Source organism: Rhodococcus sp. T9N, from assembly GCF_024436645.1.
Taxonomy (GTDB): domain Bacteria; phylum Actinomycetota; class Actinomycetes; order Mycobacteriales; family Mycobacteriaceae; genus Rhodococcus_F; species Rhodococcus_F qingshengii.
The window spans coordinates 1-25,606 of sequence record NZ_JAMSKS010000037.1 but is presented as its reverse complement, the minus strand read 5'-3'; the positions used below and the strand labels follow the sequence as shown (position 1 = coordinate 25,606).

Annotated in this window: 26 protein-coding genes; 17 read left to right on the top strand and 9 right to left on the bottom strand. The window is 63.3% G+C overall.

Annotated elements, in window-relative coordinates:
• The first annotated feature begins 232 nt into the window (after positions 1-232).
• Positions 233-1,015, top strand: coding sequence for a DUF1906 domain-containing protein (locus M1L53_RS32095; RefSeq protein ID WP_042920828.1), 783 nt, complete (start codon positions 233-235; stop codon positions 1,013-1,015).
• Here the strand turns inward: M1L53_RS32095 and M1L53_RS32090 are convergent.
• Positions 1,002-1,502 carry a nuclear transport factor 2 family protein gene (locus tag M1L53_RS32090; protein WP_007726289.1) on the bottom strand — a complete coding sequence of 167 codons (501 nt, stop codon included), beginning with the start codon at positions 1,500-1,502 and terminating at the stop codon, positions 1,002-1,004. The two genes, M1L53_RS32095 and M1L53_RS32090, sit on opposite strands and share 14 nt — an antisense overlap.
• 235 nt (positions 1,503-1,737) lie before the next feature.
• Positions 1,738-3,168 carry an MFS transporter gene (locus tag M1L53_RS32085; protein WP_054188751.1) on the bottom strand — a complete coding sequence of 477 codons (1,431 nt, stop codon included), beginning with the start codon at positions 3,166-3,168 and terminating at the stop codon, positions 1,738-1,740.
• An 85-nt stretch (positions 3,169-3,253) separates the two neighbouring features.
• Here M1L53_RS32085 and M1L53_RS32080 point away from each other — a divergent pair, with 85 nt between their 5' ends.
• On the top strand, positions 3,254-3,712 hold the full coding sequence (locus M1L53_RS32080) for a MarR family winged helix-turn-helix transcriptional regulator (protein ID WP_003945257.1): 459 nt from the start codon (positions 3,254-3,256) through the stop codon (positions 3,710-3,712).
• Here M1L53_RS32080 and M1L53_RS32075 read toward each other — a convergent pair.
• The 3 genes from M1L53_RS32075 to M1L53_RS32065 all read right to left on the bottom strand — a co-directional run bounded on the left by M1L53_RS32075 (position 3,703) and on the right by M1L53_RS32065 (position 5,497).
• Complete coding sequence (locus M1L53_RS32075; protein WP_042448789.1) at positions 3,703-4,101, bottom strand: hypothetical protein; 399 nt, start codon at positions 4,099-4,101, stop codon at positions 3,703-3,705. The genes M1L53_RS32080 and M1L53_RS32075 overlap by 10 nt on opposite strands.
• Before the next feature lie 78 nt (positions 4,102-4,179).
• A complete protein-coding gene (locus M1L53_RS32070; protein WP_003945233.1) occupies positions 4,180-4,923 on the bottom strand; it encodes a hypothetical protein in 744 nt (247 codons plus the stop codon).
• Between the two features lie 271 nt (positions 4,924-5,194).
• Positions 5,195-5,497 carry a 4a-hydroxytetrahydrobiopterin dehydratase gene (locus M1L53_RS32065; protein WP_003945236.1) on the bottom strand — a complete coding sequence of 101 codons (303 nt, stop codon included), beginning with the start codon at positions 5,495-5,497 and terminating at the stop codon, positions 5,195-5,197.
• Positions 5,498-5,513: 16 nt separating this feature from the next.
• Between M1L53_RS32065 and M1L53_RS32060 the strand changes: the two genes are divergently transcribed.
• The gene (locus M1L53_RS32060; RefSeq protein WP_007726279.1) at positions 5,514-5,939 is read left to right on the top strand and encodes a (deoxy)nucleoside triphosphate pyrophosphohydrolase; all 426 of its coding nucleotides are present in this window, start codon (positions 5,514-5,516) and stop codon (positions 5,937-5,939) included.
• On the opposite strand, the gene M1L53_RS32055 is transcribed toward M1L53_RS32060, so the two are convergent.
• Positions 5,917-6,093 (bottom strand): hypothetical protein, encoded by a 177-nt coding sequence (locus M1L53_RS32055; protein ID WP_003945207.1) that lies wholly within the window; start codon positions 6,091-6,093, stop codon positions 5,917-5,919. The genes M1L53_RS32060 and M1L53_RS32055 overlap by 23 nt on opposite strands.
• A 324-nt stretch (positions 6,094-6,417) precedes the next feature.
• Between M1L53_RS32055 and typA the strand changes: the two genes are divergently transcribed.
• The 6 genes from typA to M1L53_RS32025 all read left to right on the top strand — a co-directional run bounded on the left by typA (position 6,418) and on the right by M1L53_RS32025 (position 12,813).
• Positions 6,418-8,325 (top strand): translational GTPase TypA, encoded by a 1,908-nt coding sequence (gene typA, locus M1L53_RS32050; RefSeq protein WP_007726276.1) that lies wholly within the window; start codon positions 6,418-6,420, stop codon positions 8,323-8,325.
• Positions 8,326-8,475: 150 nt separating this feature from the next.
• Positions 8,476-10,260 carry an ABC transporter family substrate-binding protein gene (locus M1L53_RS32045; RefSeq protein WP_030536226.1) on the top strand — a complete coding sequence of 595 codons (1,785 nt, stop codon included), beginning with the start codon at positions 8,476-8,478 and terminating at the stop codon, positions 10,258-10,260.
• On the top strand, positions 10,257-11,141 hold the full coding sequence (mshB, locus tag M1L53_RS32040; protein ID WP_054188750.1) for an N-acetyl-1-D-myo-inositol-2-amino-2-deoxy-alpha-D-glucopyranoside deacetylase: 885 nt from the start codon (positions 10,257-10,259) through the stop codon (positions 11,139-11,141). The genes M1L53_RS32045 and mshB overlap by 4 nt, the downstream gene beginning before the upstream one ends.
• A 107-nt stretch (positions 11,142-11,248) precedes the next feature.
• Positions 11,249-11,407, top strand: coding sequence for a hypothetical protein (locus tag M1L53_RS32035; RefSeq protein ID WP_003945210.1), 159 nt, complete (start codon positions 11,249-11,251; stop codon positions 11,405-11,407).
• A 92-nt stretch (positions 11,408-11,499) separates the two neighbouring features.
• Positions 11,500-11,916 carry a hypothetical protein gene (locus M1L53_RS32030; RefSeq protein ID WP_030536224.1) on the top strand — a complete coding sequence of 139 codons (417 nt, stop codon included), beginning with the start codon at positions 11,500-11,502 and terminating at the stop codon, positions 11,914-11,916.
• Between the two features lie 51 nt (positions 11,917-11,967).
• Entirely contained in the window at positions 11,968-12,813 is an 846-nt protein-coding gene (locus tag M1L53_RS32025) for a uroporphyrinogen-III synthase (RefSeq protein WP_003945251.1), read from the top strand.
• Here the strand turns inward: M1L53_RS32025 and M1L53_RS32020 are convergent.
• Positions 12,773-14,344, bottom strand: coding sequence for a PH domain-containing protein (locus tag M1L53_RS32020; protein WP_082931405.1), 1,572 nt, complete (start codon positions 14,342-14,344; stop codon positions 12,773-12,775). The genes M1L53_RS32025 and M1L53_RS32020 overlap by 41 nt on opposite strands.
• Positions 14,341-14,844 carry a PH domain-containing protein gene (locus M1L53_RS32015; protein ID WP_042926352.1) on the bottom strand — a complete coding sequence of 168 codons (504 nt, stop codon included), beginning with the start codon at positions 14,842-14,844 and terminating at the stop codon, positions 14,341-14,343. Before M1L53_RS32015 ends, M1L53_RS32020 begins: the two co-directional genes overlap by 4 nt.
• 82 nt (positions 14,845-14,926) lie before the next feature.
• Between M1L53_RS32015 and M1L53_RS32010 the strand changes: the two genes are divergently transcribed.
• The 8 genes from M1L53_RS32010 to M1L53_RS31975 all read left to right on the top strand — a co-directional run bounded on the left by M1L53_RS32010 (position 14,927) and on the right by M1L53_RS31975 (position 24,114).
• Positions 14,927-15,115, top strand: a complete 189-nt coding sequence (locus tag M1L53_RS32010) for a hypothetical protein (RefSeq protein WP_054188749.1) — start codon at positions 14,927-14,929, stop codon at positions 15,113-15,115.
• Between the two features lie 118 nt (positions 15,116-15,233).
• On the top strand, positions 15,234-17,792 hold the full coding sequence (locus M1L53_RS32005; protein ID WP_054188748.1) for a bifunctional FO biosynthesis protein CofGH: 2,559 nt from the start codon (positions 15,234-15,236) through the stop codon (positions 17,790-17,792).
• Positions 17,792-18,550: a hypothetical protein gene (locus M1L53_RS32000; protein ID WP_003945247.1), complete on the top strand. Its 759-nt coding sequence runs from the start codon at positions 17,792-17,794 to the stop codon at positions 18,548-18,550. Before M1L53_RS32005 ends, M1L53_RS32000 begins: the two co-directional genes overlap by 1 nt.
• Before the next feature lie 146 nt (positions 18,551-18,696).
• Complete coding sequence (fdxA, locus tag M1L53_RS31995) at positions 18,697-19,020, top strand: ferredoxin (protein WP_003945248.1); 324 nt, start codon at positions 18,697-18,699, stop codon at positions 19,018-19,020.
• Positions 19,021-19,025: 5 nt separating this feature from the next.
• Positions 19,026-20,129 (top strand): succinyldiaminopimelate transaminase, encoded by a 1,104-nt coding sequence (dapC, locus tag M1L53_RS31990; protein ID WP_039972669.1) that lies wholly within the window; start codon positions 19,026-19,028, stop codon positions 20,127-20,129.
• A 64-nt stretch (positions 20,130-20,193) separates the two neighbouring features.
• Complete coding sequence (locus M1L53_RS31985; RefSeq protein ID WP_030536218.1) at positions 20,194-20,874, top strand: hypothetical protein; 681 nt, start codon at positions 20,194-20,196, stop codon at positions 20,872-20,874.
• Positions 20,875-20,886: 12 nt separating this feature from the next.
• Positions 20,887-22,299 (top strand): acyl-CoA synthetase, encoded by a 1,413-nt coding sequence (locus tag M1L53_RS31980; RefSeq protein WP_007726254.1) that lies wholly within the window; start codon positions 20,887-20,889, stop codon positions 22,297-22,299.
• A gap of 213 nt (positions 22,300-22,512) precedes the next feature.
• Complete coding sequence (locus M1L53_RS31975) at positions 22,513-24,114, top strand: substrate-binding and VWA domain-containing protein (RefSeq protein ID WP_042926345.1); 1,602 nt, start codon at positions 22,513-22,515, stop codon at positions 24,112-24,114.
• Here the strand turns inward: M1L53_RS31975 and M1L53_RS31970 are convergent.
• Positions 24,111-25,331 (bottom strand): HNH endonuclease signature motif containing protein, encoded by a 1,221-nt coding sequence (locus tag M1L53_RS31970; protein WP_230691683.1) that lies wholly within the window; start codon positions 25,329-25,331, stop codon positions 24,111-24,113. The genes M1L53_RS31975 and M1L53_RS31970 overlap by 4 nt on opposite strands.
• Between the last annotated feature and the right edge of the window lie 275 nt (positions 25,332-25,606).

Sequence of the window (25,606 nt, the reverse complement as noted above, 5' to 3'; positions counted from 1 at the left end):
CCCCCCCCCCCCCCCCCCCCCCCCCCCCCCCCCCCCCCCCCCCCCCCCCCCCCCCACTTCTCTGTTTCGTCGAGCTGCGCGGTGGAGTGGGCACCGAGCCCATTTGTCGCAAATGTGGCTCATGTTGGCCAAGTGCATGGCGGGGTTGATGTGACTGTGGTGGAATGCGAGCGAACGAAGATAGCTTGCCTGCCCGCCACTTCGAGCGGGACACGCCGATGATCGGAGCTTTGTGCACGTCTCGCGAAGAAACCTCTTCAAGTACGCAGCGGCTGGATCGGCGGCTGCCGGACTCGCTGCATTGAGCGGTACGACGTCGGTGGCCAATGCCGGTTCGCTCGGGACCCTGCTCGATTACGCCGCCGGTGTGCCGTCCGCTCAGGCAATCAAGGCCGCCGGGTATGCGGGCGCCATTCGATACGTCTCGGACAGGCGCCCGGGCGCCGATTGGATGGTCGGCAAGCCCGTACTGGCGCGGGAAACCGACGCGTTGACCGCGGCCGGACTTCAAGTCGTTTCTTGCTATCAATTCGGCAAGGGCGGAACGGCGGACTGGCGCGGGGCCCGCGAAGCGGGCAAGCGTCATGCTGCCCGTGGCCTCGAACTACATGCGGCGGCTGGTGGGCCGTCCGGTCGCCCGATCTACGCGTCGATCGACGACAACCCGACCAGTACTGAAATCACTACGCTGATCGCGCCGTACCTCGAGGGGTGGGCCTCGGTTGTCGGCAACGGAGCGCTCGGCGTCTACGGAAACACTCGCGTGATCGACGCAATGATCAGTGCCGGCGTCGGAACCTGGTTCTGGCAGCACAACTGGGGCTCACCCGCAGGGTATGTGCACCCGCGGGCAAACCTGCATCAGTTCGAGATCGACAAGCGCAAGGTCGACGGCGTCGGCGTGGATCTGAACTCGATCCTCACTCGGGACTACGGGCAGTGGTCGTTGGCCGGTGCGGTCGGTCCGGCCCAGCCGGTCGGATCCTCGTTGCCGACAGGATCTATCGCACCATAGCGCCGAATTTGGCGAGCCAGGCCTTGGCGTCATCGGGGAGGGTGCCCGCCGCTTCCGCGGCGAGGCACCATGCTTTTGCCATCGACAGGAAGTTCATCGGGTTGTAGGCGTCTTCTTCGCGAGACCACAGTCCGTTGCCGGCGTAATGCAGGATCGTGATGTTGGCGGCTCCGTGCTTGGATCCGTCACCCGGATCCTCCATCGGGTTGTCGATCTCGCACACGATCCATCCGCGCTGCTCGTCGACCACGAACCAGTTGGCTGGAAATTCGGTCATGCGGTGCCCCGGGAACTCCGTCATCGTGCGAGTAACCCACTTGCGTACGGCCTCTCGGCCATTGAGGGTGCCGAAAGCGTGTTCCACGTAGACGACGTCCTCGGTGAACATGTCCGCGAAGGCGTTCCAATCGCCGGAACGAGTGCACTCGACAACGGTGTTCTGGTAACCCGCGAAGGCGTCTTCGAGTTCGGTGCGTGTCCAGGTCATGAAAGGCTCCTCGGGTAGTCGTCGCCTCAAATTAGAACACGTTGCAGAATTGATTGTCGGCGATTCGATGGAGAAGAGTTCTGCGGTACCGTCGTTGTCGGGTCGGGGACCCGTTATGTGAGAGGGCACCACGTGGATATCATCATCAATTTCATCTACACACTTCTGTCGAAGTTGCAGACGGGCAGCATCGAAGGCTCTTCGGAGAAGTGAGTCCTCCGCCGGGTTGATTCCCTTACGAGACTTTCTGTTTGGGAATCAACCCGGCGAACACCATCGTCACGACGGCGGCGGCGATGGAGATCAGGAACGTGGCACGAAACGCCTCGAACGAGGGGATCACTGCGGTGCCGACGGTGATGGTCATTCCGGCCAGGACGACGCTCACGATCGCGGCAGACGTCGACGTGCCGATCGATCGCATCAGTGAGTTCAGTCCGTTCGCGGCTGCAGATTCCGTGATGGGGACTGCGCCCATGATCAAGGCCGGCATGGCCGAGTACGAGAGCCCGACGCCCGCTCCGATGAACATTCCGGCCACGGCGACCTGCCAGACGCTCGACACCGTGAAATATGCGAAGGCGTAACCCAATCCGATGACGAGGGCGCCGAGCATCAACGTGATTCGCGGGCCGCGCCAAGCCGAAATTCGAGCGGAGACGGGCGAGAGCGCCATCATGACGAGTCCGCCGGGGGCCAGTGCGAGCCCCGCTGCAACCATGGACAGTCCGAGTCCGTAACCGGTGGACGTCGGTGCCATGAGCAGTTGGGGGAGCGTCAGGGAATTGCCGTACATGGCAAAACCGACGGCGATCGACGCGAAGTTGGTGAAGAGAACTTGCGGCCGGGCCGATACGCGGAGGTCCACCAGCGGTGCGTTGCGTCGAAGTTCCCACCATCCCCACACCAGGAAGCTGAGCGCGGAAACCGCAAGGAGCCCCAGGGTTTTCGCGTCGCCCCATCCCCAGGTTCCGCCCTTGGTGATGGGGAGTAACAGGGTGATCAGACCAACGGTGAGGCCGAGCGCACCGACGAAGTCGAAACGTCCCGGGCGTCGTACGGTCGATTCGGGAATGACGAACGCAACCAGTGCGATGCAGATCAGCCCGAACGCTGCCGATGTGACGAAGAGGAAGTGCCAGTTGGCATTCTGGGCGATCACCGCGGCGATCGGCAGTCCGATCGCACCGCCGACGCCGAGGGTGGCGCTCATGACCGCCATCGCGCCGGCCACTTTCTTCGGTGGAAGAACGTCACGAATGATGGCTATGCCCAATGGAATTGCCCCGACCGATGCTCCTTGAAGTGCACGGCCGACAACGAGCACGATCAGTGAAGGTGCGATCGCGCAGATGGCCGAGCCCAGAACGACCATCGCGAGACTGACCAGCAGCATTCGTTTCTTGCCGAACATGTCGCCGAGGCGCCCGCTGATCGGCGTGATCACCGCGGCGGCGAGGAGTGTTGCGGTGACCGCCCACGAGGTGTCGGCGGGAGTAGAGTTCAACAGGTGCGGCAATTGCGGAATGATGGGGACTACCAGCGTCTGCATCAAGGCGACGACGATTCCGCACAGTCCTAGAACGGTGAGCACTGGACCCGAGGATGCGTAGTTCGTGTCGGGGATTTTCTCGTCGACATTGGACGACCCTGCGTGAACGGACATGCGGCTCCCGCCATGGCGTGTTCTGATTGGTGCGTTCGCCCCAGTGTGCACGCTACACATCGTGTGTAGTCTGCACAATATGAGGATGGACCGGGACCCTGATCTGGTGAATATCGAGTACGAGTTGACTCTGCTCTCGCGTTACCACGCGCTCGCACAACGGGCCGAACTTCATCTGGACCGGTCGGCGTATCTACTGCTCGGTCGACTGGAATTGCAACATCCCATGAGCCTCAAGGAGCTCTCCTGCGCTTTCTCGCTCGACATCTCCACCATCAACCGGCAGATCGGCGCGCTGAGGCGTCAGGGCTTGGTGGAGCGAGTGGAGGATCCGGACGGAGGGCTCGCGCGAAAGGTCCGGCCGACGGCGCAGGGGCTGTCGAAACTTCGTGCTGATCGCGAACATTCGACAGCCGGTGTCGAAAAGGTCCTCCGCGAGTGGACGCCGGAGCAGCGTCTCGCGCTCGGTGACCTACTGCGGCAATTCAATACCTCGGTCGAAGCGCTGGAAGGCCGCGAATGGCCGCGACCGAATCAGGTCTGAGAGTGCGAGACGGATCGTAGTGAGCGGTCCGGATCGCTCGAATCCGATTCCGGCGCAATGACAACAAGTTTCGGGTGTTCTTCGGGGGCTGCATGATTTCCACGCCAGGAGAGCAGTGACCAACGTGAGAGACCGGACAGCGCGGACCCGAGACTGGCGAACGAGCCCGAACTCAGGACCGACGCCGTAGACCCGATGCTTCCGATCGAAAGAAAAGAGCCGACGCTACCGATCGACAGGATCGAGTACGCCGATCCGATCGAGAGAATGGACCCCTCGGATCGGATGGACAGTATCGATCGCGTCGACTTGTGTGACCGTATCGACTGGTCTGGGCCGGATTTCTTCTCTGGACGACCGTGCGTGATGTCCACTCGTAGATGTCCCATCTATCGGGTCTATCACGGTGATCGGAGATGCAAAAGGGACCCACCGAAATTCGGTGGGTCCCTTTCACAAGACTTCGATCAAGCTACCGCGAACATGCCCACGGTCGGAAGGAAGCTGCAGGTGATGCGATCTGCGCCTTCCGGCTGGGTGGTCAGCGAACCGCTGATCACCGAGAGAACGCGTCCGGGGCCGGTATCGGCGATAGCCGACAGAGTGGCTGGGCCGTCCGGGTTGATGCGTGCGGCGTTGGTCAAGTTCTGGGTGGCGCTGCGCTGGTTGTCGATGTTGACCCAGGTGACGGTCATCGGCACCGGCTGGTCGTCGACGGCGGGAGCCGTACCGAGAGCGGTGAAGACGAATCCAGCCTGACCGGCAGCGGGACCGGGAGGAGGCAGGTGAGCCGGGCCGGGAACGGCAAGTGCGGTTCCGACCGAATCGGCGGTGGCCGAGATGCAGCCCTTGCCAAGCGTCGGGTAGAGGAACTGCGCGATGACGGGGGCGTTCTCGTCCGGGATCGCCGGTCCGCCGCCGCCGCTGCCGTCGAGGAAGGTGATGACCTTCTCGAGGGTGGCCTTGATCTCGGGCGGAATGCCGGGGGAGTTCAGGATCGCGCGAGCCTGGTCGAGCAACGCTTGCTGCGGTCCGCCTGCAACATCGGCCGGACCTGCGGCGGCGCCGATGATGGCGGGCGCAAACGATGCGAGGAACTCGATCGGCACACTTTCGGGTGCGGGCGGTGCTGCCGGATCGGCCATTGCCTGTGCCGGCAATGCCAGTCCTGCTACTGCGGCAATAGCGACGGCGGTGAACGCCTTTCGCATACCTCGGGTTCGAAGCACTGTTTCCCCATCCTTAGTCATACCGCGCGGGCGCCTAGGCGAGCTCCGCGTTTGACGGCTCGAGGGGTCACTCTATGTACAGAGCCCCCGGGTTGTACAGCTGTTCAGTTGCTGAGCAGCTACGCACCGGGGGGAGTCTATGGCATGACCGGCCTCGATCGTGATTTACGGCGACCATACCTGTGACTGAAGTGATCTATGTGAAAGTTGATGCAACTGTTACGTCAGATTGCGAGGTTTGTTCACTCGAAGATCAGTCGAAACGGACCGAATCGTCGACGAGTACGTCAATTCGACGGGCAAGGTCGAAGTCCAGTTCCGTGAGACCGCCCGCCGAGTGTGTCGAAAGCGTGTACGTGACCTTTCGCCAGCGAACGTCGATGTCGGGATGATGATCCGCGGCCTCGGCGACTGCCGCGATGCGTTGAAGAAGTGCGATGGCGTCCGGGAATGTCGCGGAGTCGACCGTGCGAGTGATCGACCCTGGCGACAGTTGCCAGGCGGGCAGTTCGTCGAGAGCGTTTTGGATCGCGGAGTCGGACAACAAAGTGGCCATACTCCATCATGGTGCGATGAGTGATGCACCTGCAAGGGATCGGGAAGTTGTCGCCGGTGCGATCTTCCGCGAGGGAAGGCTGCTCCTCGCGCAGCGGACGAGTCCGCCGGCTTTGGCCGGTCGTTGGGAGCTGCCGGGCGGGAAGGTCGAAGAATTCGAATCGCCACAGAACGCGTTGGCGCGGGAGCTGCTCGAGGAACTGGCGGTCGAGGTGAGATGCGGCGCCAGAATCGGCGTCGACGTGCCACTGTCGCCTGGGTTGGTCCTGCGGGCCTACCGGGCGGAGTTGGTGTCGGGAGAACCGGTCGCGCTCGACCATGCTCAATTGACATGGGTCGACGCCGAAGAACTGTTGTCGATGGATCTGGTGGACAACGATCGAGCCTGGATCCCCGAGTTACTCGCGGAATTGAGCGCGCTTACGCCGCACGAGCCTTCTTGAGACCCGCTTTCAGTTCCTTCTTGGATGCGCCCTCGTTCTCGAGCTTCTTCATCCGCATGATGACGACGGGACACTTGATGCACCGCGTCTTCTTGCGGCAGCACTTCTTCTTCGGCTTGAGCTGCGAGACCTTGCTTGCCTTGACTTTTCCCATGTGACGCTGCGGCTTTCCTGTTTCACTACGGCGGAGAGCCCGCTCTTGGAACGAGGTTAGCGTACCCTTAAATGACCTGTTTCTCCAGGTCGTAATCCTACGCGCATCGGCGTGGTGCAGATCACTATTCGCTGGTGGGGGCGGTGATAGAGGCCGCACAATGCAGGAGTATCAGCCCGGAGCGAGTAGTATTTACTAGGCCGCGGTGCCTTCTCAGGCGATTCGTGCCCTGATTCGGATCACACACTCGTGCAGCGGCCACCAGAAGAGCCGTGCGACTTGACTTTCGCGTGGCCGAATCAACTCAGCCAGGAGAGCCATCGCGTGACCATCACCAGCTTCCGTAACGTTGCCATCGTCGCACACGTCGACCACGGCAAGACCACCCTCGTCGACGCCATGCTTCGTCAGTCCGGCGCGTTCGAGGAGCGCGCCGAGCTGGTCGATCGCGTTATGGACTCCGGCGACCTCGAACGCGAGAAGGGCATCACCATTCTCGCGAAGAACACCGCAGTACATAAGGTCAACGAAGACGGTTCCATCACCGTCATCAACGTCATCGACACCCCCGGCCACGCCGACTTCGGTGGCGAGGTCGAGCGCGGCCTGTCCATGGTCGACGGCGTCGTCCTGCTCGTCGATGCTTCCGAGGGACCCCTGCCGCAGACGCGTTTCGTGCTGCGCAAGGCACTCGCCGCTTCGCTGCCCGTCATCCTGGTCGTCAACAAGACGGACCGCCCCGACGCCCGCATCGAAGAGGTTGTCACCGAGGCTCAGGACCTGCTCCTCGACCTCGCATCGGACCTGTCCGACGAGGCCGCCGAAGCCGCTGAGCTCGCACTCGAACTTCCCGTCCTCTACGCGTCCGGTCGCGAAGGCAAGGCATCGACCGTGCAGCCCGAGAACGGCAAGGCTCCCGACGCCGAGGACCTCACCGCACTCTTCCAGGTGCTGATGGAGTACGTCCCCGCGCCGAAGGGCTCGGTCGACGCACCGCTGCAGGCTCACGTCACCAACCTCGACGCATCCGCATTCCTCGGTCGCCTCGCACTCGTTCGCATCCACAACGGCGAGCTGCGCAAGGGCCAGACCGTGTCCTGGTGCCGCGAGGTCGACGGCGAGCCCGTCGTCACGAAGACCAAGATCACCGAACTCCTCACGACCATCGGTGTCGAGCGCGTTCCCGGTGAGGTCGCCGTCGCCGGTGACATCTGCGCCGTCGCAGGATTCCCGGACATCATGATCGGCGACACCCTCGCCGATCTGGAGAACCCGGTCGCACTGCCCCGCATCACCGTCGACCAGCCGGCAATCTCGGTCACGATCGGCACCAACACGTCACCGCTCGTCGGTCGCGTCAAGGGTCACAAGCTGACTGCACGCATGGTCAAGTCCCGCCTGGACCAGGAGCTCGTCGGTAACGTCTCGCTCAAGGTCCTCGACATCGGTCGCCCCGATGCGTGGGAGGTCCAGGGTCGTGGAGAGCTCGCGCTCGCCATCCTCGTCGAGCAGATGCGTCGTGAGGGCTTCGAACTCACCGTCGGTAAGCCGCAGGTTGTCACGCAGCTCGTCGACGGCAAGGTTCACGAGCCTTTCGAAGAGCTGACCATCGACAGCCCCGAGGAGTACCTCGGCGCCATCACGCAGCTCCTGGCCAACCGCAAGGGCAAGATGGTCCAGATGTCGAACCACGGCGCAGGCTGGGTTCGCATGGAGTTCATCGTTCCTTCGCGTGGCCTCATCGGCTTCCGCACGGACTTCCTCACGGAAACCCGCGGAACCGGTATCGCCAACGCCGTGTTCGACGGATACGGCCCGTGGGCCGGCGAGATCCGTGCGCGCCACACCGGCTCGCTCGTCTCGGACCGCTCCGGCACGGTGACGCCGTTCGCCATGATCCAGTTGGCCGACCGCGGAACCTTCTTCGTCGAGCCCGGCGCAGACACCTACGAGGGACACGTCGTCGGTATCAACCCGCGTCAGGAAGACCTCGACATCAACGTCACCCGCGAGAAGAAGCTGACCAACATGCGTCAGTCGTCCGCAGACGTGATGGAGACCCTCGCAAAGCCGATCAAGCTCGAACTCGAAGCAGCGATGGAGTTCTGCTCCAGCGACGAGTGCGTCGAGGTCACCCCGGAGGACGTTCGCGTCCGCAAGGTGCACCTCAACGCAACCGAGCGCGCTCGCGAGCGTTCACGTAGCAAGGCACGCGACAAGGCTGCTCTGTAGTCTTTCGTCGGTTACAACCTGACAGGCGGATGTGCCTTTCAGCCGAGTTTTCGGCGGAAAGGTACATTCGCCTTCATGGTTTCCAGGCAAAGTTCTGCCTGGAAATCGAGTGCGAAGGGGCGACGCGGCCCCGTACGGAAGGAATTGTCTGTGGCCTCAGGACGTCGCTACCTGGCGTTGGCAGTGGCAGTGACGGCGTTGTCACTGACTGCATGTACAGCCGATCCGCCGCCTCCGGTCGAGAGCACCGAAACCGTCAAGCCCACACCGACTCCGGTCGTTCCGGCGATGAAGCAGGTCACTGTGGCAATCGACGAGGTGGGAGGCGGATTCAACCCGCACCTGCTCGCGGATCAGTCGCCGGTCAACTCCGCAGTCGGCAACCTCGTACTGCCCAGTGCGTTTCGCCCGATCAATTCGCCCACACAACCTGGCGCGACGGAGTGGGCGATCGACGATTCTTTCCTCGTTTCCGCTGAAGTGACGTCGGAGGCCCCGTTCACGATTCGCTACCAACTGCGCAACGAAGCCCAATGGTCGGACGGCGCTCCCATTGCGGCAGAAGACTTTCGCTACCTGTGGCAGCAGATGATCTCGGTTCCCGGTGTGGTCAATCCCGCGGGCTATCAGATGATCGACGACGTGAACTCGTCCGGCGGCGGCAAAACGGTCAACGTCGTGATGCGTGCGCCGTATCCGGCATGGCGAGAGTTGTTCACCGATATTCTTCCGTCCCACCTGATCAAGGACACTCCCGGCGGTTTCAGCACCGGCCTGAGTGAGGGGATTCCGGTGTCGGGAGCCCACTTTCACGTGCGCTCGGTCGACCGCGGCCGGGACGAAATCGTGCTCGAACGCAACGACCGATTCTGGGGCAAGCCTTCAGACCCGGATCAGATAGTTCTGCGACGCGGAGGAACGGCTGCACAGTTGGCGGATGCGCTGCGTACCGACGATGCCCAAGTGGCGCAGGTTCATTCGGGTAGTGCCACGGATATTCAGCTGTCTGCAATCCCGGGTGTCAGGACGGCATTCTCCTACGTTCCGCGCACTCTCGACATCAACGTGAACGGGCGAAGCAAGAACTTCGCAGATGTTCGGGTGCGTAAAGGTGTTCTGGGACTGCTCGATCCGGACCTGCTCGCCGTGGTGGCGGCAGGGAGTGAATCGGCGTCCGCCCCGGTGAAAGCTCAGATCCTCGCTCCGTCGGATCCGGGATATGCGCCCACCGCGCCGCCGAAACCGACCAGGGAGCAAGCACTGGGCGAGCTGACTGCAGCCGGCTACCTGACGGCACCGCCCACCGGAATCGTCACGGGCACTGGAACGGTCGGATCGATCGTCCGTGACGGCGCCCAGTTGACACTGCTGATCGGCGCTCCCGAAAACGACGACATCGCGATCGCCGTGGCAAACACCGCTGCCGACGAATTGCGTGACGTGGGAATCCTGGCGACCGTCGAATCGGTGGCGCCGGAGGAACTCTACGGCGAGGACCTGACGACAGGACGCGTCGACATGATCGTCGGTTGGAGCCGGGCAGGCGCCGACACGGCCACTTCGCTGGCCTCGCGGTTCAGTTGCCCGAGCGCACCTTCCACTCCGGCAACAAGTTCGGCAGTGCCCGCACCGACGCCGTCGCAGACACCGGAGCCCATCCGAACGACAAGCGTCGAGGCTCCGAGCAACCTGTCCGGGCTGTGTGATCCGGCGTTGCAAGGTCGGATCGACGAAGCGCTCAGTGGCATCGGGGATCTGGGGTCGTTGATCGCCGATGCGGAACCCAAGCTGTGGGATCTTGCGGCGGTTTTGCCGATCGTGCAGAGCCGAGCGCTGGTCGCGGTCGGGACCGGAGTCGAGGGCGTGGTCCTCGACGGGCCGGTGCAGGTGGGGATATTCGGAAACGCTACGGACTGGGTGAGGGTGGAAAAGTGACCGCGTCGGCGAAGCGACTTCTGTTGGTGCACGCACATCCGGACGACGAAACGATCACCACCGGTGGCACCATCGCGCGATACACGTCCGAAGGCGTCGAGGTCACAGTCCTCACCTGCACGTTGGGGGAGGAAGGCGAAGTGATCGGTGATGCGTGGGCCGGGCTCGTGGCTTCCGAGGCCGATCAACTCGGTGGCTACCGGATCGCGGAACTGAGCGCTGCTTTGTCGGCTTTGGGCAGTGCCGCTCCTCGCTTCCTCGCCGGTGCCGGTCGGTATCGCGACTCCGGAATGATCGGCACACCTTCGGCCGCCAATCCCCGTGCTTTTGTCAATGCTCGACTCGACGAAGCAGTCGGCGCGGTGGTCGCCGTCATTCGTGAGATTCGGCCGCACGTCGTGATCACGTACGACCCCAACGGCGGCTACGGGCACCCGGACCACATCCAGGCGCACGCGATCACGACAGCGGCCGTCGAAGCTGCAGGAACGACCGCGTATCCCGAGACCGGCGAGCCGTGGTCGACTCCGAAGTTCTACTGGACCGTGACCGAGCGCAGCGGACTCGAACGCGGCATCGCGGCGATTTCCGAGTTCCCGGAGAACTGGCGTCTGCCCGAGCCCGGGGAATTGCCGAGCGTCGAGGACACAGACGTGACGACGGCAATCGACGTTCGAGGCGTCATCGATGCGAAGGCGAGGGCATTGAGCGCCCACGCCACTCAGGTGACGGTAGCCCCGAGCCGAGCCGAGTTCGCATTGTCGAACAACGTGGTCCAACCGATCCTGACGGTCGAGCATTTCGTATTGGCCGCCGGCGCGCTCGGTCCGGTGGGTGAGGACGGCCGCGAGCGCGATCTGTTCGACGGGCTGCACAGCTGACCTGGGCGTCGGCTCACAGGCATTGCGATCGACGCCGTAGTGGTGTGTGATGCGTGTCACCGGATGGGTGGTCCTTTCGGTAACAGCAAAGCCTGGGGGCTGAAGAAATGTACAACTGGGACCTGCAGAACCAGATCGTCGCCTTCGTCGATTCGTTGCGTCCGATGGCTGGTTATTACCACGACTTGTATTACGGGTCGCTCTACGCATTCGCAGATCAGCAGAGTCATTTGCTGACCCTGCTCGGGTTCCCGCCGGTTCCCTGATCAGCTTCGTGCTTTTCGGGCGCGAGCCGGGGTGCTTGTCGGGAAGGACCCCGCGCTCGCGCGATGACGACCGATAGACCACTATCAAAACCATGACGACCGTCGAGAACAACACGGACGCCTCGACAGGAACGTCGCTGTCGTGGCTCGACCCTGTCATCCTCGGCGTCCTGATTTTCGACGGATTCTTGTGCGCGGTGTTGTCCGTCCTGTTCTTGCCGACTCATCTCGGTACGACGGCATTTCCCATCAGCATTCTCGTAGCCGCGACCGCGAACCTCGTATTGGTGATCGCCGCCCGCACGGTTACGACGCCGGGTAGGGCCGCATTGCCGCTCGCCGGTTGGATCGTCGGGTTCTTGGTGTGCATGGTGGGCGGCCCCGGCGGCGACGTACTCGTGCTTTCGTCCCCTCTGACCTTCCTGCTGCTGGTCGGTGCGATCGCTCCGGCCGCCGTTTTCCTCTTCAAAGTGGCGATCAACAGACTTGCCACCCTCAGCTCGCAATAGTTCTCGGCGCGCGCGTAGGAAACTGACCCGTGCATAAGGGACACTCAGCCTGTGGCTGAACATGATTTGGCGGGTGCGACTATCGCCTTGACCGCAGAACGGCGTGTCGAAGAATTTGCGACGCTCCTCGAACGTCGAGGCGCGGAGATCGTGCGGACACCGGTGATCCATGTGCTGCCCTTGGTGGACGATCGAGACCTGAGGACTCAGACGTCCGCTTTGATTGCCGATCCTCCGGAATTGGTCGTGATCAGTACCGGGATCGGCTTCAGGGGTTGGCTCGACGCCGTCGCCTCGTGGGGTTTGACCGAGGAGTTCCTCGGGGCTCTCGCCCACACGCGCATCATCGCCCGCGGCCCCAAGGCGACGGGCGCCATCCGAGGCGCCGGACTGCGCGAGGAATGGTCGCCTTCGGGTGAGTCGTCCGAGGAAGTTCTGGCACATCTCGGAAGCGAGGGAGTGGCAGGCTTGCGCATCGCAGTTCAGTTGCACGGCACCATCACCGAATGGGAGCCGTTGACGGACCTGAGCGCCTCCCTCGCCGACATCGGCGCGGTTGTCACTCCGGTATCGGTCTATCGGTGGATCCGGCCGCCGGATCAGTCGCCGGTCCGCGCGTTGGTCGCTGCAGTTCGTTCCGGTGCGATCGACGCGCTGACCTTCACCAGTGCCCCCGCGGTCTCCTCGATGCTCAGCACGGCAAAAGAAATGGGCGAGCTGGAGCGGTTCGTCGCAGCTATGCGCGGACCGGTACCGACCTACTGCGTCGGACCGGTGACGGCCGCCCCGCTGGAACTCCTCGGTGTTCCGACCATCCAGCCGGAGCGATCGCGTCTCGGTTCGCTGGCGCGGCTCATCATCGACGACCTGCCCACACGTCGCCACCGCCCGGAGTGACGGCTTCGATCAATGCCCACGCGTTCTCGGCGGGGAGATCGATCACCTCGTAGCTTCCGGTGCCGGCGGGCGTCGCGGCGACGACGGTTGCCACTCCCGCGCGTCGTTGGAAGAACGTCTCGCGCACCGTCCATCCGATGACACCTTCGGATTCGAGACTGTGACGCTGGCGATCGAGCGAGCCGTTTCGGGTGATCAACCATCCGGGTAGTACTGCGTGGCCGAGGCCGTTGTATCGGTCGTAGGCGAGGGCGGTGCCACCGATGGCGAGTACGGCGACCCCGAACCACGCGTAGATCGGTACATCGAGTCCAGAAGCCGCGCACGCCACACAGACCAGGAACGCCACCGCGGCGAGGAACAGTGCTCGGGTGTACCGGCGACGCCGCGCGGCCGGGCCGTGCGGGATCAGCGGGGCGGACGCCTGGCGTGAGTCACCGATCACGGTGGCCATCACTCGCTCGGCTTCCCTGCGTGGTCCCTGTGGGAGCAGTAGCGAAGATTCCTTCTTCTCGGCGCTGACCCCGGTCATGATGGCGTCGAGCCGCGCGCCGCGGGCCAATCGCAGCAGGAGCGGTTCCTTGAGCGTCGTGCCACGGAGGCGGGCGCGGTCGAGTGTGGTTTGCCGAGTCTTCAACAGGCCGTGACTGACATGCAGGATGCGGCCGTTGTCGGTGAGTTTCATGTTGCCGAACGCGATCAGGTACTGGACGCAGGCGAGTGCACTCGACAGCACCAGCAGCACGACGAGTGCGATGACGACCATCAGTGCGATGCCGAGGCTCTCGAGTGAGTCGAAGCTGTCGCTCACTGCCGAGGATTTCGCGACGGCAGTGCCGATGCCGTATTGGAACGAGATGCCGATGATGGCTGCGATGATGGCGATTCCGGTGAACGAAAAGGGGGCGTAGCGAACCCAACTCGGTTCCCAGTGACCGATTTCGGTGTCGACCGGTTCGGTGATGCTTTCGACCGGCGTGCCCGGGGTTTCCAGTCGCCGTGCTTGCTGGGCGCCGGCCAACAGTGCGGCGCGTAGGTCCGGAACCAGGGCGGTCGACAGGGCGTTGAGCTCGAACTTGTTCGAATCGTGGCCGCTCCCGGCGCGCTGGCCGGTACCGATGCGCACGATCGACAGTCCGAGCAACCGGTGCATGACCCCGGCCTCGACGTCGACGGATCGGATGCGGCTACGCGGGACGGAGAGCAGCTTTTTCTGGAAGACCCCGGTGCGCAGTTGAACGTGGACGGGTCCGATTCGGTACGTGGTGGTGAAATACCGCAACAAACCGAAGATGACGAGCAGAGTGACGACGCCGAGTCCCCACCAGTGGTTTCCGGATTGGCTGCCGAGAACTACGGAGACGAGTAGGACCGGGAGCAGTTTGACGACTTCGTTGACGGGGTGGACCAGAAGCATGCGTCGGTCGAGGCGGAGCCAGGGCTGTTCCTCTTCCGCGGCCTCGGCAGCTGCCGTTTCCGCCTCTACCGGGATCTCGATCGCGGTCGGGTCGCCCAACTGTTTCTCGTTCACGTCGCGTCTCCCACGTTGGTACCCGCGATCTCCGTCAGTTGAGCCACCGTGCGGTCGGCGACTTCCTGGTCGAGTGCGGAGATCTTCACGGCCCCGGCCGACGACGCTGTCGTGACCGTGACGGTTGCCAGACCCAACATGCGGTCGATCGGTCCGCGCTCGGTGTCCACGGTCTGCACGCGCGAGATCGGTGCGATGCGTCGCTCCTGGGTGAACCAGCCGGTGCGGGTGTATACCGCGGTGTCACTGATCTCCCATCGGTGGACCCGATACCGCCACGCCGGGACCATCAGAATGTAGGTGGCAGCGAAGAGTACGGTGACTGCGAATACGGTGCCGACCACCCAGGACGGGATTCCGGGCACCAAGACGGCACAGACGATTTCGGCGACGATGACGGGTACCCAGAACAGTGAGGCAGTGATTGCCCACAGCCTCGGGGCTTTGGTGCTGGGTCGCCATAACGGGTCGGCCATGGTCAGCGGTTGCGGCGCAGTCATGGGCACTACTTTGGTCGAGTGAGGGGCGATCTGTCGACATCGGCCCTATCGTGGAGTGTGGCGACCGCGAAGGGAGCACGTGATGACCGAACAAGATGCGACATTCGACCCGGAGGCTCCGGAATCAGATGCGCTCGAACAATCGACACCCGTAGATCCGAACGCCCCTGAAGAACCCGATCTGACCGACATTCCGCTCGACGCGCCAGTGGCTGACGTCGTGGATCAACGAGTCGAGGTTGTGGTCGACGACGACTACCGGCCGTCGTGATCGAGGCGGTGTCGGGGCGGTGAGGCCTCCTACTTCTGGCACCGGGTGGCACTAGTCGTCCCACATGGCGCATGATCGCTAGGTGAACCGAACTGGTGATGACTCCGGCAAACCCACCATGCTTCCGATGCCAGGTATTTCCGCGTCCGCCTCGTCCAGTCCGTCGCCCGGCCCGTCAGCGTCGGCGATGCGGCGAGTTCTCCGTCGTGCACGCGACGGAGCGACCCTGAACGTCGACGAGGCGGCAACGCTGCTGCAGGCACGGGGAACCGATCTGACCGATCTGTGTTCTTCGGCGGCCAAGGTTCGCGATGCCGGTCTGCTGGCAGCGGGTCGGCCGAACACCATGACGTATTCGCGGAAAGTTTTCATTCCGCTGACCCGTCTGTGCCAGGACAAGTGCCACTACTGCACATTCGTCACGGTGCCAGGGAAGCTGCGTGCCGCTGGGCACGGCATGTTCCTGGAACCGGACGAGGTTTTGGACATTGCCAGGGCAGGCGCCGAATTGGGCTGCAAGGAAGCGTTGTTCACGCTGGGGGATCGCCCCGAGGCTCGCTGGCCGGAAGCCAAGCAATGGCTGGACGAACGCGGCTACGACTCCACCCTCGACTACGTGCGAGCGATGTCGATCCGGGTACTCGAGGAGACAGGCCTGCTCCCACACCTCAATCCCGGTGTGATGAGCTGGCAGGAACTCTCGCGGCTCAAGCCCGTTGCGCCGTCGATGGGCATGATGCTCGAGACGACCGCTACCCGGCTGTTCACCGACAAGGGTGAGTGCCACTACGGCAGCCCGGACAAGGACCCGGCGGTTCGGCTACGCACCCTGACCGACGCAGGCCGACTGAACATCCCCTTCACCACGGGAATTCTTGTGGGCATCGGGGAGAACTTCCTCGAACGTGCCGAGTCGATCATGGCGATACGCAAGTCGCAGAAGGCGTTCGGCCACATCCAGGAAGTGATCATTCAGAACTTCCTGGCCAAGCCCGATACCGCGATGCGCAATACGCCTGATGCTGGACTCGACGAGTTTCTCGCGGCCATCGCCGTCGCACGCCTGCTGCTCGGGCCGACGATGCGGATCCAGAGTCCGCCGAATCTCGTCTCGAACAGCGAGTGCCTCGCGCTGCTCGGCGCAGGCGTGGACGACTGGGGCGGGGTATCACCGTTGACCCCCGATCACGTCAACCCCGAGCGTCCCTGGCCGAATCTTGAGACCTTGGCCGAGATCAGCGCCGAGGGCGGCTTCACGCTGACCGAACGCACTGCGGCTCAGCCGGCATATGTCCTGGCCGGGGCTCCGTGGATCGATCCGCGTATTGCGGGTCACGTGCAGGCGCTGGCGGATCCCAAGACCGGTCTCGCCTTGCCCGACACCAAGCCGGTGGGTCGGCCGTGGCAGGAACCGGACGAGTCGTGGGAATCGAGCGGACGCGTCGATCTCAATACCGAGATCGACACGGACGGGCGCAACACCGAGACCCGCAGTGACCTGGGCAGTGCGTTCGGCGACTGGGAGACCGTGCGCGAACAGGTTCTCGAGCTCAGTGCTCCGATTCGCGTCGACACCGATCTGCTGGCTGCGCTCCGCAGTGCCGAACGCGACCCGGCCGGATGTTCCGACGACGAGTACCTGGCCCTCGCCACGGCGGAGGGCCCGGGCCTGGAAGCCGTTGTGGCACTGGCGGATGCGCTGCGCAAGGATGCCGTCGGCGAGGACGTCACCTACGTGGTGAACCGGAACATCAACTTCACCAACATCTGCTACACGGGCTGCCGATTCTGTGCGTTCGCGCAGCGCAAGGGTGACGCCGACGCGTTCACGCTGTCGGCAGAGCAGGTCGCCGACCGTGCGTGGGAAGCGCACGTCGCCGGCGCAACCGAGGTGTGCATGCAGGGCGGTATCGATCCGGAACTTCCCGTCACCGGTTACGCCGACCTGGTCCGGGCCGTCAAGAAGCGCGTGCCGTCGATGCACGTCCACGCGTTCTCTCCGATGGAGATCGTGAACGGTGCATCGCGCAGTGGTGAGAGCATCAGGGATTGGCTGACGGCCCTTCGTGAGGCGGGCCTGGACACCATTCCCGGTACGGCAGCGGAGATCCTCGACGACGAGGTGCGCTGGATCCTCACCAAGGGCAAACTGCCGACGGCGGAATGGATCGAAGTGGTCACCACGGCCCACGAGGTGGGGCTGCGGTCGAGTTCGACGATGATGTACGGGCATGTCGATCAGCCGCACCATTGGGTCGGGCACCTGAACGTTCTTCGCGGAATCCAGGACCGTACAGGCGGATTCACGGAGTTCGTGCTGCTGCCGTTCGTTCACCAGAGCGCGCCCCTGTACCTGGCGGGCGCTTCACGGCCAGGGCCGACCAATCGGGACAACCGCGCTGCGCACGCGTTGGCACGCATCATGCTGCACGGCCGCATACCCAATATCCAGACCAGCTGGGTCAAACTTGGCATCACCGGAACGCAGATGATGCTCAACGGCGGCGCCAACGACCTCGGCGGAACGCTGATGGAAGAGACGATCTCGCGGATGGCCGGCTCCGAACACGGTTCCGAGAAGACCGTCGCAGAACTGCGCGCCATCGCCGAGGGAATCGGACGTCCGGCACGCGAACGAACCACCACACATGCACGACGCGAAGGAGCGATTGCCTGATGGCTGACGTACTGGGGGACCGCAAGGTCGTCGAGGTTCTCGATCGAGCGGTGTGGGGGATCAACCCGGTTCTCGACCTCGCCTACAGCGATCCGCTCGGTATCAAGCGTCGGACGTTCGAGCCGACCGATCCCGAGCGAAACGCTGCTGCGATGGTGTTGGACGCGGCCGCTTGGGTCCTCGACGTCGTCAAGTTCCCCGGGACGGCGGCGTGGTCGGTGATGACCGACGAGCAGCGCTCGAAGTGGTGGACGACCCGGTTGGGTGCACTCAACACCGTTGCCGTCGCGTTTCCCGGCATCTTCGGTGTCCTCCTCAATCGGTTGCCGATCCAGGACCTGCTGGCCTTCGCGAATCAGGCCGTTGTGCTCGTTGCGGTTGCCCGTGAACACGGAGTGACCGAACGGGATCAGCAGGTGGACCTCCTGGCGTCGGTGCTGTGCCGGCGTGAGACGAAGTCTCGAGAGCTTCTCACCGGAGAGGACTTCGCCGAGAAATCAGCCGGCGGCGCCGACGAGACCTGGCGCCCGTTCGCGCTCATCGGAACGTTGTGGCGCACGTCCAAGACTTTTCGTGCCATCACGGACGAGTTGCACAAGCGGCCGTCTCGGACAAAACCGTACGAGATCATCGGCAAGATTCCGGTGGTCGGCGTCGTGGCGGATTACCTCGGTGAGCGGGGCGCACTGGTACGCGCGGCCGCTCTGGGGGAGAAGTGGATCGCGATTCGGTCGAGGAACATCACCGCAGTAGGCTGAAATGTGTTACCCCCGCCTGCTCAGAGTCGGTCGGCAGGGGGATAATAGGCTGTTCCCGCGGTACGTGAGAGTCGTATCGGATTTTCGGCCCCTTGCAACTGCGTGTTGCGGCGGCGATGCACGACAGGAAGGCAGGGAGATCGGCAGTGACCTACACGATTGCTGAACCGTGTGTAGATGTGATGGACAAGGCGTGCATCGAAGAATGCCCTGTCGACTGCATCTACGAGGGTGGACGCATGCTTTACATCCACCCCGACGAGTGTGTCGACTGCGGCGCGTGTGAGCCTGTCTGTCCCGTCGAAGCCATCTTCTACGAAGACGACGTCCCGGACCAGTGGAACGCGTACATCAGCACCAACGTCGATTTCTTCGACGATCTCGGCTCACCGGGTGGAGCGGCCAAGCTCGGCAAGGTCGACTACGACACGCCGTTCATCAAGGCGCTGCCTCCCATGGGTGAGGAATAGAGATCTTGTCTCGTACTCCGGTCGCCGCTGGGCTTCCTGATTTTCCGTGGGATTCGCTCGCCGATGTCACGGCGAAGGCGCACTCTCATCCCGACGGCATCGTGAACCTGTCCGTGGGGACGCCGGTGGATCCGGTGGACCCGGTGATTCAGGAGGCTCTGGCCTCTGTTGCCGAGGTGCCCGGATACCCGACGACTCATGGCACGCTCGCGCTTCGCGAGGCCGTGGCGGAGTCACTGGATCGCCGCTACAACATTCCCGACGTCGATCCGGCAGCGGTGCTGCCGGCCATCGGTACCAAGGAAATGATCGCGTGGCTGCCGAAATTGCTCGGTCTCGGAGCCGGCGATCTGGTGGTCATTCCGGAGTTGGCGTACCCGACGTACGAGGTCGCAGCGAAACTGGCAGGTGCTCGTGTCCTGCGCGCCGACGGCTTGAACAAGCTCGGTCCCGAGTCGGCGGCGATGATCTTCGTGAACTCGCCCTCGAATCCCACCGGCAAGGTGCTCGGCCTCGAGCACTTGCAGAAGGTCGTGGCCTGGGCGCGCGAGCGCGGCGCCATCGTCGTCTCCGACGAGTGCTACCTCGGATTGACGTGGGAAGCGGATGCGCTCTCCATTCTCGATCCTCGTGTCAACGACGGTGATCTGACCGGTTTGCTTGCGGTCCACTCACTTTCGAAGACGTCCAATCTCGCGAGCTATCGCGCCGGGTTCGTCACCGGTGATCCGGCTCTGGTGTCGGAACTGCTCGAGGTGCGCAAGCATGCGGGCATGATCCTGCCGCTACCGATCCAGGCGGCGATGACCGCAGCCTTGGGCGACGACCAACACGAGAACATCCAGCGCGAGCGGTACCGCGAGCGTCGTAGTGTGTTGATCGAAGCTGTTCGAGGCGCCGGATTCACCGTCGACAATTCCGAGGCAGGTCTGTACCTCTGGGCGACGCGCGGCGAGGAATGTCGAGCGACGGTCAGTTGGTTCGCCGATCGTGGGATCCTCGTTGCCCCCGGTGAGTTCTACGGACCGAGCGGGAGCAAGCACGTGCGGATCGCGCTCACTGCAACAGACGAGCGAATCGCCGCGGCAGCAAAGCGCCTCTCCGCCTGAATCGTGCGCTTTCCCAGGTGTCAGGTTCCCTGATGTCGGTATCGGTCCGATGTAAGGTCGCGCTGTGACCACCTCAGGGACCGGCGGCTTGGACGCGGTACTGATTTTTGCTGTCGTTGCTGCCTCGGTTGCACTGATGCTCGTGTGGTTGAAAAGTCGTCGAGTTTTCGGAGAATTCCCACTCTCGGCAGCTCTCCTCTGGCTGATGGTTGCAGTGCCTTCCATCTTGCAGGCGGCGATGCCGGGACTGCTCGAGATGTTTCGTCGTGATCCCGCGTTGATTCGTGACGGGCAATGGTGGCGCATTCTGACCTCCGTGCTCGTTCAGGACGGAGGGGCCGCAGGAACTGTCACCAATCTCGCGACGCTGGCCGTGGTTGCACCGCTTGCGTTTCGGCTCTGGGGCGCCGCACGTGGCTGGGCTCTCTTCCTGCTCGGTCAACTGTTGTTCGGTTTGCTCACCACCGCAGTCTTCCCGTCGACCGGCGCAGGCAACTCCGGTGCCACGCTTGCTCTGGCAGCGGCGGCCGCGGGCATCGGCGTTCTGGTGCGCCCGCGAATGCCTGAGATTGTTCTGACGGTCCTGATTGTCGTCGGCGGCGCAACATTGGTGACGGTCGACGACGCACACGGATTCGCGGTGCTTTCCGGGGCGCTCTTGGGGGCTGCGCTGGTGACGCTGTTCCCTCCGCACTCGATGGACGCGCGTCGGGCAGGAGAAAGTTTGCGACCATCCGCGCTGTGAGATGCTGTCGTGGTGCTGCTGAGATCCTTGAACCCCCTTGCTGTTGCCCGCGGTGACGACCTCGACGACGCCGTGACGATCGGTGACACGGTTCTCTCGCGGAGTGCCATTCTCGGTGCCGCGACCTCGGTCGCGGAGCGAGTGGCGCAGGCCGATCGGGTTGCCGTATTGGCAACTCCCACAGCAAAAACGATTCTCGCCGTCGTCGGGGCGTTGATTGCCGGCGTCACCGTGGTGCCGGTCCCGCCGGACTCGGGGAAGGCTGAGCGAGAGCACATTCTGCGTGACTCCGGTGCCCAGGCGTGGCTCGGCGAAACGGACGACCACTGCGAAGGTCTGCCCGTGGTTCCCGTCCGATTGCACGCTCGCTCGTGGCACAGCTATCCCGAACCGGCACCGCAGTCCACAGCATTCGTCCTGTACACGTCCGGAACTACCGGCCCACCGAAGGGCGTTCTGCTCAGTCGCTCGGCTATCGCAGCTGGGCTCGACGCGCTCGCCGAGGCCTGGGACTGGACGTGGCGAGACACCCTCGTACACGGGCTTCCGCTCTTCCACGTGCACGGACTGATTCTCGGGATCCTCGGCCCCCTCCGGATCGGCAGCCGGGTGATCCACACCGTCAAGCCGACGCCGGAAAACTACGCAAGGGCCAAAGGCTCCCTCTACTTCGGTGTCCCCACCGTCTGGTCGCGTATCGCCGAAGACGAAGAAGCTGCCCGCGCGTTGTCCGGTGCCCGACTTCTGGTCTCCGGTAGTGCGCCGCTTCCCGTGCCGGTCTTCGAAAAGCTGCGGGAGCGAACAGGATTGACGCCCATCGAGCGTTACGGCATGAGTGAGACGATGCTGACCCTCAGCACGCGTTTCGACGGCGAGCGACGCCCGGGGTGGGTCGGCGTGCCGCTGCGCGGAGTCGAGACTCGTCTTCGTGACGAGAAGGGCAACGATGTGCCGCACGACGGCGAGAGTATCGGCGGCCTACAGGTACGTGGGCCGATGCTTTTCGACGGCTACTTGAACCGTCCGGACGCAACCGCCGAGTCCTGGACGGAGGACGGCTACTTCAAGACCGGTGACGTCGCCGTCATCGACGAGGGTGGGTTCCACCGAATCGTCGGCCGCGAATCCATCGACTTGATCAAATCCGGTGGATTCAGAGTCGGCGCCGGCGAGATCGAGACCGCCATCCTCGGGCACCCTTCGGTGTCCGAAGTTGCGGTGATCGGTGTCCCCGACGCCGATCTGGGGCAGCGGATCATCGCCGTCGTAGTCCGTAAGCCCGGGACTCCCGAGGTCACCGAAGCCGAATTGGTCGAGTTGGTCGGGGCGGAGTTGTCGGCGCACAAGCGTCCCCGTGAGGTTCGATTTGCCGAGACTCTGCCACGTAACGCGATGGGCAAGGTTCAGAAGCGTGAGCTGCTCTAGGCAGGTCAGTTTGCTGAAAAGTCGCTGCGACGCTTGAAGGTTCGTGAATTCGGCCGGCCTGTCCCGAAATGTGGGCTCGCCGGTTCTCCGACGATTCAGCGCTAGTTGGAATTTCTGTGTTCTTGGCTACACTACCGCCCGGTAGGGACAGTTCCAGTCGCGCGCATACCGTCGGTATGCCTGAGTGCGAGTGGCCTCGGAAGGGCAGATTTCATGGCGGGCGGACGGCATTCGAGTCCTGACAGCGGGCGGTCGATCGGGTTCTACGCAGTGGGTGGGTTGGTTGCCGTCGCGGTAATCGCCACCGGGGTGGTGGTCTTCAAGGCAACACAGTCCGATTCCTGCGAGAGCGTCGACGAGTACTCGCTGGCAGCGGATCCTGCGATCGCGCCGGCAGTCACGGAGATCCTCGCAGAATCGTCGCCGGAGCAGACAGGCTGTTCGCGGATCACGGTTACCTCTGCGCTGCCCGGGGACGTTGCGGGAACCCTGGGTAAGGGCGTGGACGCGCCGGACATGTGGATACCGGATTCGACAGCGTGGGTCGGCAAAGCTGCATTGACGGCCAAGGGGCCGGTCGCTGCCGCGGGAGGTTCGATCGCCACCTCGCCTGTCGTTCTCGCCTCCGGCGGTGGCGAACAGTTTGCCAGTTGGCTCGCGGCGCTACAGGTTCCCGATCTGGCGTTGGGCAATCCGTTGTTCACAGGGGTTGCGTCGGCGCCCATTCTCGGAGCTCTCGCGGAAACCGGGGCCACCTCCGAATCCGTTCGAGCGGCACTCGTACCCCATGCGCAAGCGGAGAGTGTTCGTACCGAAGATCAGCCGGTAGGACAGAAGATGCTCACCGAATTGGTCAGCTCCGGAAAGGTCGGTGTTTCGACCGAGCAACAGGTCGTCGAGTTCACGAAGGCCGAGTCGAAGATTTCCGCGACAGTACCGGCGACGGGAACCATGATCATGGATTACCCCCTGGTGGTCAGTGCTTCGGCACCGGACCGGCACTACGCCGCAGCCAAGAAGAGTGACGCCATCGCCGAGCTGTTGCACAGTGAATCTGCTCAGGAAGTGCTGACGCGCAGCGGGTTCCGTACTTCCGGCGGTGGAGCCGTCGAAGGTGGAGTCGGTGACGTCACGGCACTGACCGTGTCCGAACAGTCGGTGGCCGATCAGACACTGGGCGCTTGGGCTCTGATGGCCAAGCCGATCCGGACACTCGTTGCGATCGACGTGTCTGCGTCGATGGACTACCCGGCGGCAGGCGGCAAGACGCGCATGCAGTTGACCACTGCTGCTGCTCTGGCCGGCAATCAGGTCTTCCCAGACAGCGTCGCTGCCGGTCTCTGGGCGTTTTCCCAAGGTATGAACGGAACCCAGGACTTCCAGGAATTGGTGCCGATCAGGCGCTACGACACGATCGTCGACGGTGTGACTCAACGAAAGTTGATGGCAGATCAGGCGAACCGGCTCACCGAACTCAAACGTGGCGCCACAGGTTTGTACGACACGACGCTGGCCGCATTCCGTAAGGTTCAGGAATCGTACGATCCGCGAGCAGTCAACAGCGTCATCATCTTGACCGACGGCGCAAACGAAGATCCTGACAGCATCAGCCGTGAACAGTTGCTCGATGTACTTGCACGCGAGCAGGATCCGGCGCGTCCGGTCATCATCGTCACCATCGGCATCACCGATGACGCAGACGCGGCGGCGCTCGCCGATATCTCCCGCGTGACGGGCGGTTCGACGTACATCGCTCGTGACCCCTCGGAGATTTCCGAGGTGTTCGTGAACGCATTGGCTCACCGAGGAACTTAGGCCGCATCCGGACTGGTCCAGGGTGCCGGAAGTGGCGGAGCCTCAGACGAATACCGGTGCCCGGTAGGTGTCGTTGTGGTGAAGGTGTGCCGGTTACCTGGTACAGGTTCGGCAGTCCAGTCCGAGCCCTGTTTCGCGTAATTGCATGCCGCACACAACCCGGCACCGTTGGCTGCGCTGGTGAGGCCACCCCTCGAGTGATCGCGAATGTGGTCGCGGTGGCGAACCGGCGCGTCGCACCACGGAGTACGGCAGCTTCGATCACGGAGTTCGATCAATCGCGCCAACCCCTTCGGGAAGGTTCTCGCCGTGGATTCCATTGCGGTCAGTGCGCCCGTATCGGGGCGTGCGTAGAGCTTTCGGAGCGTTGCCACCGTTTCGGAGTCTTCGCTGGCCTTGGTGATCCATTCGCGTGCAATAGCGGCTGGTACAGGTCCGTACCCGTGGACGTACGCCGGGTCGGAATTTTCGCCCAACAATGACTGGTCGGAGACAACCAGATTCACGGTGACGGGTGTCGGTGTGGCGCGGCCGATTCCGGTAACTCGCTCGACCAGGAGATCAGCCATGATTTGCGCTCGGGTGCGCTTGTCCCCGCCGGCAAGTACGGAATCTGCGTCGCGCCTGAGCGTGGCGTGCACGGCGATACCTTCGGCCACGGGAAGAAATACATTGAGCCAGCACATCGTGTCGGGCGCAGGCCGTGACGTCACTCGTCTGTCTCCCACGGCTTTGCGTGCTCGTCTGGCAACACTGTCGGAGTCTATTTCGGCAGTGCGTGCGCGGATTCTTTGTGTCAGTTGGTGGTTGCCGCATCCGTCCAAGATTGCAGCGTCGCAGCAGAACTCGCGATCCAATGTAGCGCGATCCTGGGCGGTGAGACATGAAGTCTCGCGCATGAGGATCGTCGCTTGATGCTCACTGATGGAGCCGTCGACGAGTAGTCGAAGTGTGTGAGGCATCTCGTCGTTCAGTGCGCGGGCCAGGTTCAGATGCTGAGTTCCGAACCAAGCCGACTCTCGCCGTGCGAGGGCAATCTGCGCGTTGATTCCACGGCCTTGGTATGCGCGCGGCACTCCCCGTTCGCCGCGGTCGTTGCGGGTGAACGCGTCGAGATCGGCAGCCAGCAATGCCTGGGCACCAGCGCAACTGGCCTTCAACTCTTCCAATGCGCGCAGAAGATCCACGCGTGCTGCGTTGTCGATGGATCGATCCATGCTGGCGAGTGATGCCCGGAATTGTCCGATGGTCTCTTCGGATATCGCCTGTTTGGATATGGCCTGTTCAGATACTTGCGTCGTCACTTTTACCCCCCGGTAGTGTCGAACATACATTCGATACTAGCCTCGACAGCGAACGGACGCAACGCCTTTCTCTGTTGGCGTCTGAAAGTTCCGACAGTTCGGTTTTCGTGGTTGACTGGTCCTCATGATCGAGCTGAGGGGATTGACCAAGGTTTACGGACCGACGAAAGCGGTGGACGATTTGTCGT

Bases quoted from the DNA above. Each gene is read 5' to 3' on its own strand.
- M1L53_RS32015 (WP_042926352.1), bottom strand. From the start codon at position 14,844: ATGACTGCGCCGCAACCGCTGACCATGGCCGACCCGTTATGGCGACCC.
- M1L53_RS32075 (WP_042448789.1), bottom strand. From the start codon at position 4,101: ATGGGACATCTACGAGTGGACATCACGCACGGTCGTCCAGAGAAGAAA.
- M1L53_RS32030 (WP_030536224.1), top strand. From the start codon at position 11,500: ATGACGACCGTCGAGAACAACACGGACGCCTCGACAGGAACGTCGCTG.
- M1L53_RS32005 (WP_054188748.1), top strand. From the start codon at position 15,234: ATGCTTCCGATGCCAGGTATTTCCGCGTCCGCCTCGTCCAGTCCGTCG.
- M1L53_RS32010 (WP_054188749.1), top strand. From the start codon at position 14,927: ATGACCGAACAAGATGCGACATTCGACCCGGAGGCTCCGGAATCAGAT.
- M1L53_RS32060 (WP_007726279.1), top strand. From the start codon at position 5,514: ATGAGTGATGCACCTGCAAGGGATCGGGAAGTTGTCGCCGGTGCGATC.
- M1L53_RS31975 (WP_042926345.1), top strand. From the start codon at position 22,513: ATGGCGGGCGGACGGCATTCGAGTCCTGACAGCGGGCGGTCGATCGGG.
- M1L53_RS32090 (WP_007726289.1), bottom strand. From the start codon at position 1,502: ATGACCTGGACACGCACCGAACTCGAAGACGCCTTCGCGGGTTACCAG.
- M1L53_RS32070 (WP_003945233.1), bottom strand. From the start codon at position 4,923: ATGCGAAAGGCGTTCACCGCCGTCGCTATTGCCGCAGTAGCAGGACTG.
- M1L53_RS32065 (WP_003945236.1), bottom strand. From the start codon at position 5,497: ATGGCCACTTTGTTGTCCGACTCCGCGATCCAAAACGCTCTCGACGAA.
- M1L53_RS32035 (WP_003945210.1), top strand. From the start codon at position 11,249: ATGTACAACTGGGACCTGCAGAACCAGATCGTCGCCTTCGTCGATTCG.
- M1L53_RS32000 (WP_003945247.1), top strand. From the start codon at position 17,792: ATGGCTGACGTACTGGGGGACCGCAAGGTCGTCGAGGTTCTCGATCGA.
- M1L53_RS31970 (WP_230691683.1), bottom strand. From the start codon at position 25,331: ATGGATCGATCCATCGACAACGCAGCACGCGTGGATCTTCTGCGCGCA.
- M1L53_RS32080 (WP_003945257.1), top strand. From the start codon at position 3,254: ATGGACCGGGACCCTGATCTGGTGAATATCGAGTACGAGTTGACTCTG.
- M1L53_RS32085 (WP_054188751.1), bottom strand. From the start codon at position 3,168: ATGTCCGTTCACGCAGGGTCGTCCAATGTCGACGAGAAAATCCCCGAC.
- M1L53_RS32055 (WP_003945207.1), bottom strand. From the start codon at position 6,093: ATGGGAAAAGTCAAGGCAAGCAAGGTCTCGCAGCTCAAGCCGAAGAAG.